The sequence below is a fragment of the bacterium genome (assembly GCA_036524115.1).
Lineage (GTDB): Bacteria > JAUVQV01 > JAUVQV01 > JAUVQV01 > DATDCY01 > DATDCY01.
The window spans coordinates 1-8455 of sequence record DATDCY010000266.1; the positions used below are offsets into that span (position 1 = coordinate 1).

The following is an 8455-nucleotide window of genomic DNA, read 5'->3' on the forward strand; positions in this document are numbered from 1 at the left end:
GCGCGCGCCTTCGAGAGCGTCGCCCTCCTGATTGCGCCGCTCTTCGTAGCCCGCGCCGTCCCGCTGGCGGGGACGCTGCTCGGCAGCGGCGCGGTCTTCGGGGCCCTCGCCGCGGCGATCTTCTCCGGCCGCTTCCCCGCCTGCTTCGTGGATGGCCAGGGCCTGACGGGCTTCAAGATCGGCAGCGAGTACATGATCGTGCTGACCCTGGCGGGGGCCCTGCTCCTGCTCGCGCGGCGCAGGGGCTGCTTCGAGCCGCCGGTGTTCAGGGCCCTCGCGCTCTCGATCGTCTTCAAGATCGGCACCGAGGTCTCGTTCACCCTCTACACCGACGTCTACGGCTTCTCGAACCTCATCGGCCACCTGCTGAAGCTCGTCTCGATCGCGCTCATCTACCGGGCGCTGGTCGAGACCGCCATCGCTCGCCCCTTCGAGCTGCTCTTCCGCGAGCTCAAGCACAGTGAGGCGGCGCTGCAGGCCGAGAACATCGAGCTGGCGCAGGCGCAGGAGGCGCTGCGGCGCAAGAACGAGGAGCTCGCGGCGCTCATCGCCGAGAAGAACGAGCTGCTCGGCATCGCCGCGCACGACATCCGCTCGCCCCTGGCGGCGATCGGGATGTACGCCACGCTGCTGTCACGGACGCTTGCGGCACGGGGAGACGCGGAAGGGCTGCGCCTGCTCGCGGTCATCCGGCGGACGAACGACCGGGCCTTCGCCATGGTCAGCAACGTGCTCGACATGACGGCGATCGAGTCCGGCAGGCTGCGGCTGGAGGCGAGGTCGCACGATCTGCGCCGCCTCGTCGAGGAGATCCTCGAAGTCCAGCGGTCGCTCGCGCAGGGCAAGGGGATCGAGATCGACTTCGAGTGCGAGGAGGTCGCGCCCGCCTGCGTCGACCCGGCGCGGTTCGAACAGGTCCTCTCGAACCTGCTCTCGAACGCGTTGAAGTTCTCACCGGCGGGAACCCGGGTGACGGTGCGTCTCTTCGGCAGGGACGGACGCGCCGCCGTCAGCGTGCACGACCAGGGGATCGGGATAGCACCCGAGTCGCTGGGCAGGATCTTCCTGCCCTTCGCGACCGCGGCGGCGGAGGGGACCGCCGGGGAGCGCTCCACCGGCCTGGGCCTCGCAATCGTCAAGAAGATCGTCGAATCCCACGGCGGGCGCATCGAGGTCGACTCCGCGGTCGGGGGCGGCTCGACCTTCACCGCCCTCTTTCCGCTCGCCCCCCCGGAGACGGGGGTCGCGGACGGCGCGAGTGGTCGGGACGAGAGGATGTGAATCCGGCGCCGGACCGGCGAGGATCCGGCCGTCACGCATCTCGAGCACGCGGTGCCCGAGCCGGGCGATCTCGGGGTTGTGCGTGACCATGACGATGGTCAGGCCTTCCCGCGCGTTCAGATCGGCGAGCACCGCACCGATCTCCGCGGCCCGCCTCGTGTCCAGGTTCCCGGTCGGCTCGTCCGCGAGAAGGATCCGGGGCCTGTTGACTAGGGCCCGGGCGATGGCGACCCGCTGCATCTCCCCGCCGGAGATCTGGCCGGGGAGATGGTTGCGACGGTTGGCGATGCCCAGGCGCTCGAGGATGGCGAGGGCGTCGCCGTCAGCCCGCGGGCTGCGGTGGAACGTCAGGGGCAGCAGGACGTTCTCGAGGACCGTGAGGGTCGGGATCAGGAAGAAGCTCTGGAAGATGTAGCCGAAGGTCTCGCGCCTGATGCGCGTGAGGGCCCGCTCGGAGAGCGGCCTGCCCGCCGCGACGATCGGCCGCCCGTCCACGTCCAGCTCGCCGCCGGTGGGGTTGTCGAGGCAGCCGAGGAGATTGAGGAGCGTCGTCTTCCCGGACCCGGAAGAGCCGACGAAGGACACGAACTCCCCGGGGAGCACGCGCAGGGAGACGTCGTCAACCGCGCGCACCTCCTCGCTGCCCCGGAAGTACGTCTTGGAGAGGGCGCGGGCCTCGATGGAGCAGTGCGGCCCGTTCATCGCCCCACCTCGCTGCGGATGGACTCCAGCGGCCGCACCCGTCCCGCGCGCCAGGCCGGGTAGACCCCGCTGAGGAGGCCGATGGCGAGGATCGTCCCGAGGGTGACGAGGGCGAGGCGGACGTCGATCTGGACGAGCCCGCCGCTCGGGGCGAAGGGGAGCACCCGCCGGATGAGCAGCTCCGTGAGCCGCGCCAGCCCGAGCGCGAGCAGGACGCCGGCGGCGCCCCCCGTCAGGCAGAGCACGAGCGTCTCGAGCCAGACCAGCCTGAAGATGTCGCCGGGCATGGCGCCGATCGTCTTGAGGATGCCGATCTCCTGGTAGCGCTCCAGGACCGACATCAGGATCGTGTTGACGACGCCCACCATGGCGATGAGGATCGCGATCACCGCGATGGAGAGGACCATCACCTTTGCAGTCGCGACAAGGCTCATGATGGTCTGCCGCACCTGGGCCATGCTCACGACCTGCACGTCCGGCAGCTGGTAGAGCCGCTCCTCGAAGGCCGACGAATTGGCGTCCTTCCTGAGCTTGATGCCGATGCCGGTCAGCTCCCCCTGGCGCTCGAAGATCCTCTGGAGCGTCCGGATCGGGAGAAAGAGCGTGCCGTCGTCCTGGGTGCCGCTGCGCTTGAGGATCCCCACCACCTTCAGCTCGACGCCCTTCTCCGGGATGAGGGTCTTGTCCCCGACCTCGCGCTGCTCGAGCTCGGCGGCCTCGTAGCCCATCACGACCTCGAGGGCCTCGTCGTTGCTGAACCACCCCCCCTGCCGGAACTGGAGGAAGGACTTCATCCGGGGAAAGGTCTGCGGGTCCACGCCGACGAAGGCGCTGATCCCGCCGCTCTCCCCCTTGTCCGGGTCGAAGACGGCCTGCATCAGCATCGGCGTGATCGTCTCGACGGCAGGGTCGCGCGCGACGTCGCCCAGGATCGCCTCCTTCATGTAGCGCAGCCCGGTGCCGCCCTTGAGCATCATCGTGGCGGCCTCGTAGGGGCAGCCCTTGGCGGTGACGATCAGCTGGAAGCCCATGTTGTCGATGTCGCGGCTGAGCGCCTGCTGGTAGCCGCGGTTGAAGCCGAGCAGGCTGATGAGCACCCAGGCCGAGAGCGCGATCCCGACGAGGGTCAGCAGGCTGCGGACCTTCTTGCGCAGCAGGTTCCTGGCGGCGAACTGGAAGCTCGAGATCACGGTTTGCCCCCGAGGACGAACTCGTCCATCAGGATGAGGTTCTTCTTCGTGGCGCGCAGCGCGGCGCGAAAGTCGATCTCCGCCCGGGGCGCCGGGTTCAGGATCGCGGCCGTCCGGCCCTGCGCCCGGCCGGTGACAACGTCGTAGCCCGCGAAATCCGCGAGCCCGAGGCCGACGAACTGGCGCCCGAACGCCGGGTCGCGCAGCTGCTTCGCGTACTGGCTGGTGAGCTTCTGGATGTAGAAGCTCCGGATGGTCCCCGCCAGATCGAGCGCCAGGAACACCTGGATCCCGCCGTACTCCCCCTTGTGGTTCACCCCGTGGATGTAGCCGACCCGCTCCTTGCCCCGGTAGATCTCGTAGATCGTGTACGGCACGTCCGCGGTCTCGTAGATGCCGCGGAATGAATCGCCGAGCCGCGACTCGACGCGCGCGAGCAGCGGCGCGCCGCCCTTCTTGGAGATGGACATGTAGAGGGTCTTGTAGCCCGTGGCGCCGGGGAAGAGGCGCCTGACGTCCCGGTCGGGGTCGTTCAGCTCGCAGCCCACCGCGGCGAAGGCCGTGCCGCCCGGCGCGAGCGCCGCGAGGAGCACGAGAATGCACAGCGCGTCGCGTCTCATGGTCAGATCTGGTGGTAGTAGTAGACCTGGAAGACGACGCGGTGGTCGTCATCCGCCTCGTTGTAGGAATAGAGGAGTCGCAGGGTCAGGTCCGCGGTCGCGAGCACGGAGAGGCAGAGATCGCCCTGGAATCCCTTCTCCCCGCCGGCCTCCAGGTACTCCGGCTGGGCCTCGATCCTCCAGCGCCCCTCGCCGTCGAGCAGGACGCCGAGGCGGTAGAGGACGGCGAAGGCGCTCTCGCCCCAGAGCCGCCCCCCCTCGAGTTCGACGCGGTGCTCGAGATTGTCCCGCAGCAGCGCCGCGTCCAGGGCGACCAGACGCAGGTCGGCCGGCTCGGACTCGAGCACGGCGTTGCCCATGGTCTCCAACGTCTCGCCGGCGGCGGCCGAGAGCCCGAGCGTCCAGTTGTCGCGGTTGACCACCCCGTGGCCGACGCGGGCGGCCGCGAGCCAGTTGCCGTTGAAGCGCACGGGCGCGCCCGTCCCGGTCGTCAGGCTCCCGGCCAGGGCTCCCCACTCCGTCTCGCGGTAGACGCCGGCGCCCCAGTCGCGGTCGAAGCCGTACCCCTGCATCGCCAGCGTGCGCAGCAGCAGCGCGTGGCTGTCGAAGTACGCGCCGAGCCCGAGGGCGGGCCGGTTGTGGCCGACCCACAGATCGCCCCATCCGCCCTTGTACTTGAGAAAGGCGTTGTACACTTGGACCTCGAGCTTTGGGTCGTCCTCCTCGGGCTCCGCGTTGTATGCAAGGCGCATCTGCAGCGCGGCCGCGAGCCAGTCCCCGGCGTCCCCGGAGAGGCGGCCGAGGTAGTCGAAGCCGACGCTGGGCTTCTGCATGATCTCCCGGGGGTTCATCGAGTAGAAGATCGCCTCGTCCGCCGCGCTCGAGTAGCCGGCGACGCCCTGGGCCTCGAAGAAGAGCAGCTGGCTCGACGCGCGGGCAGCTCCGGCCCCGGCCAGGACGAGGGCCGCCGCCAGGGCGGTGCTAGATTTCAAAGGCATACTTGCCCCGGTAGACCACTGCGCCGTCCTTGAGAAACGTGAGATAGACCTCCCACTCGCCGGGCATGCCGAAGGTGAACGGCAGCAGGTAGTCGCCCTTCTTGTTCAGCACGAAGGTCCGCTCCGGTTTCCCCCGCTGGCAGCCCATGGTCGGCATGTCGGCGTTGCCCCGGATCTCGAAGGACTGGTCCGTGCGGCCACCGGCGCCGAAGATCTGCACCTTCGCGATCGCCGTGCCCATGGTCGGCTTCTCGTTGAAGGAGAAGACGAAATGCCGTTCGGCGTCGAGCCGGACCTTCGTGCCCTGCGCGGGGATCGCTTCGAACACCAGGGGCCGCGCCTCGGGCCCGGACCCGAGCGACTCCGCGGGGGCGGCGGCGAGGAGGAGCGCCAGGACGATCTTCGCGGGTGTGCGCATGGTCCTGGAGCCCGATTCCCCTTCTCCGCGGGCGGCCTTGCGCTTCGCTCCCCCGCGGTCGCGGATCTCGTCTTTCGTGAGACGAGCCCCGGTTGTCAGGCGACCGACACACCCGCATGCCATGGGCGGGCGCTCGAACGCACCCCTCGTGTGGGTGTGCTTTCAGTTACAAGGTATGCGTCGAGGGGCGCCGCGGCAACGAGGCAATGACCCCATCCCTCACCGGCCCCCGGAGGCCGGCCTACGGCTGCTTGGGCTGCGGCTCCACCGACAGAAGCGTGATGTCGTAGATGACGACCCTTTCCTCGAGCGGGCCGCGCTCACCGAAGGCGAGCGCAGCGGGGAGGTAGACGATCCAGTGAGAGCCCTCTTTCATCAGCTTCAGTGCCTCCGCCAGGCCCGGGACGAGCCGGTCCACGGCAAACTTCTCGGACTTGCCGCCCTCGCCCGAGCTCCCGAAGACACTCCCGTCGATCAACTTCCCCTGGTACTGCACCACGACCGTGTCACCGGGCTTGGGGGTCGCACCCTGGCCCTCGCTCACGACGCGGTACTGCACCCCGCTGGGGAGAGTGATCACCCCTTCCTGCTTGGCGTTGGCAGCCAGGAAGTTTCTCCCCTCGGCCCTGAGCTGCTCCCGCGAGACTTCACCGGCGCGCGGGCTGCCCGGTGGGGTGACCGCATTCTGGGCGACCAGCGTCGTGCGGTCGCCGCCGGAGCGCTCGGATCCCTGTGCGGTCCGCAGACCCCCATCGGCCGAGGCCTGCGCGGCCATCGTCAGTGCGGCCGCGAGTGCGAGTGACGTCAGCTGCTTGATCATCCATTCCCCCTTTGCCTGATCCGGACCGGTATCGGGTTCGTCCCCAGAGCCTCCCGGCACCGCCGAGCGCCACGTCGCCGCCTGGCGGGCGCGGGCTCCCCAGGCGGCGACCACGTCACGTGACTAGTATCCGCGATTGAGCCACGCGCCCGGCACCGGCAGACTCCCCTGCGTGGCGGGCCAGAGGTACATCCGGTCGCCGTTCCCCGGCCCGTTCCAACGCTTGTTGCCGTTGTTGTCCAGCCTCCAGTAGCCCCTGCCGTTGAGGACCTGGAACACGCCCAGATCATCCACGAAGCCGTCCCTGTTCCAGTCGCCGACGACCGGCAGGCTGCCCAGCCACAACGGCCAGGCGAAACTGCCGTCGCCTCCGCCTGACGGATCCAGGCGCTTGTTGCCGTTCGCATCGAGGATCCAGAACGCAGTCGCGCCGCCCAGCCGGAACACGCCCAGGTCGTCGACGAAGCCGTCCCTGTTCCAGTCCCCGATGACGGGGTGATCCCCCGTGCGGGCCGTCCACCGGTAGAGTGCGTCGCCGCCCGCCACCGAATCCCACCGCTTGTTGCCGTTACTGTCCAGAAGCCAGGATGCCGTCCCCTGGCCGGGGCGGAACACCCCGAGATCGCCACTGAACCCATCGCGATCCCAGTCACCGACCGCCGGCAGTTGCCCCGCACCGCCCGGCCACACGACCGTCCGATCCGCCCCGGCGGGAGGAGCCTCCCACACACCGTTGCCGTTCACGTCCAGGAACCAGATGGCCTTGCCGTTCGCCAGGCGGTAGAGACCCATCTCGGAACGTCCGTCGCGGTTCCAGTCGCCGACCACGGGGATGTCACCCGGGCGCACGATCCAGGATACCAGTGCGTCCCCACCGGCGGTATCCCAACGCCGGTTGCCGTTCTGGTCGATCATCCACCCGCCCATCCCGCTGACAACACGGTAGAGCCCCAGGCACGACAGCGGTGCCCTGGAGATGCCGGCGAAATCTGCTCCAGCGACATCGGCCCCGGCCACGGTCACCGGCGCACTTGCCGGCAGGAAGACGTACCCGGCAAGGCCCGGCGTCACCGTGTAGCTGCCGTCGACCAGACTCGTGAAGGCGTAGGCGCCGGAGGCATCGGTCGTGGTGGTGGCGGTGGCCGCGCCGGAGAGTGTCATCGTCACCCCGGCCAGGCCCGTGCCCCCGGAGGTCACCGTGCCGGACACCGTGAAGACTGCCGTCGCCGCGAAGTCCACGTTCGTGACGTCCGCCCCGGCCACCGTGATCGATGCGTCCGCCGGCGCAAAGACGTAGCCCGGCAGACTCGGGGTAATGGTGTAGCTGCCGTCGACCAGACTCGTGAAGGTGTAGGCGCCGGAGGCATCGGTCGTGGTGGTGGCAGTGGCCGCACCGGAGAGCGTCATTGTCACGCCGGCCAGGCCGGTCGCGCCGGAGGTCACTGTGCCGGACACTGTGAAGACTGCCGTCGCCGCGAAGTCCACGTTCGTGACGTCCGCCCCGGCCACCGTGATCGACGCGTCCGCCGGCGCAAAGACGTAGCCCGGCAGACTCGGGGTGATGGTGTAGCTGCCGTCGACCAGACTCGTGAAGGTGTAGGCGCCGGAGGCATCGGTCGTAGTGGTGGCGGTGGCCGCGCCGCTGAGCGTCATCGTTACCCCGGCCAGGCCGGTCGCGCCGGAGGTCACCGAACCCGAGACGGTGTAGACCGCGGTCGCCGCGAAGTTCACCCCGGTGGCGTCGGCTCCCGCCACTGTCGCTGCAACGCTCGTGGGCGCAAAGATGTAGCCCGCGAAGCTCGGCGTGACGGTGTAGGCACCATCAGGCAGGTCAGGGAACTGGTACGCACCGGACGCGTCGGTCGTCGTCGTGCCGCTGCCGGCGCCGGAGAGCGTCATCGTCACCCCGGCCAGGCCCGTGCCGCCGGAGCTCACGGTGCCCGAGACCGTGTAGACCGCCGTCGCCGCGAAGTCCACTCCCGTGACGTTGGCGCCGGCCACCGTCGCCGCCGCGCTCGCCGGGGCAAAGATGAACCCCGCGCGGCTCGGCGTGATGGTGTAGGACCCATTGACCAGCCCCGCGAACTGATAGTTGCCCGAGGCGTCAGTTGTCGTCGTGCCGCTGCCGGCGCCGGAGAGGGTCATCGTCACCCCGGCCAGGCCCGTGCCGCCGGAAGTGACCGTGCCCGAGACCGTGTAGACCGCCGTCGCCGTGAAGTTCACTGCCGTGACGTTGGCGCCGGCCACCGTCACCGCCGCGTTCGTCGGCGCAAAGATGTAGCCCGCGCGGCTCGGCGTGACGGTGTAGGACCCGTTGAGCAGACCCGCGAACTGATAACTGCCCGAGGCGTCGGTCGTCGTCGTGCCGCCGGCCGCGCCGGAGAGGGTCATCGTCACCCCGGCCAGGCCCGTGCCGCCGGAACTCA

At 69.5% G+C, this 8455-nt stretch carries 7 protein-coding genes and 1 pseudogene; 1 reads left to right on the top strand and 7 read right to left on the bottom strand.

Annotated features, from left to right (window positions below; translation table 11 throughout):
• Positions 1-1281 (top strand): MASE3 domain-containing protein (locus tag VI078_12805; GenBank protein HEY6000161.1); only part of this gene is annotated, 1281 nt, incomplete at its 5' end.
• Between the two features lie 183 nt (positions 1282-1464).
• On the opposite strand, the pseudogene VI078_12810 reads toward VI078_12805, so the two are convergent.
• The 7 genes and pseudogenes from VI078_12810 to VI078_12840 all read right to left on the bottom strand — a co-directional run.
• A pseudogene (locus VI078_12810) lies at positions 1465-1983 on the bottom strand (ABC transporter ATP-binding protein).
• A complete protein-coding gene (locus VI078_12815) occupies positions 1980-3173 on the bottom strand; it encodes an ABC transporter permease (GenBank protein HEY6000162.1) in 1194 nt (397 codons plus the stop codon). The pseudogene VI078_12810 and the gene VI078_12815 overlap by 4 nt, the downstream one beginning before the upstream one ends.
• The gene (locus tag VI078_12820; protein ID HEY6000163.1) at positions 3170-3793 is read right to left on the bottom strand and encodes a hypothetical protein; all 624 of its coding nucleotides are present in this window, start codon (positions 3791-3793) and stop codon (positions 3170-3172) included. The genes VI078_12815 and VI078_12820 overlap by 4 nt, the downstream gene beginning before the upstream one ends.
• A 2-nt stretch (positions 3794-3795) precedes the next feature.
• Positions 3796-4785 carry a hypothetical protein gene (locus tag VI078_12825; GenBank protein ID HEY6000164.1) on the bottom strand — a complete coding sequence of 330 codons (990 nt, stop codon included), beginning with the start codon at positions 4783-4785 and terminating at the stop codon, positions 3796-3798.
• A complete protein-coding gene (locus tag VI078_12830; protein HEY6000165.1) occupies positions 4775-5209 on the bottom strand; it encodes a hypothetical protein in 435 nt (144 codons plus the stop codon). Before VI078_12830 ends, VI078_12825 begins: the two co-directional genes overlap by 11 nt.
• Before the next feature lie 241 nt (positions 5210-5450).
• Positions 5451-6029 (bottom strand): FKBP-type peptidyl-prolyl cis-trans isomerase, encoded by a 579-nt coding sequence (locus VI078_12835; GenBank protein HEY6000166.1) that lies wholly within the window; start codon positions 6027-6029, stop codon positions 5451-5453.
• Positions 6030-6152: 123 nt separating this feature from the next.
• On the bottom strand, positions 6153-8455 hold a 2303-nt coding region (locus VI078_12840), incomplete at its 5' end, for a carboxypeptidase regulatory-like domain-containing protein (protein HEY6000167.1).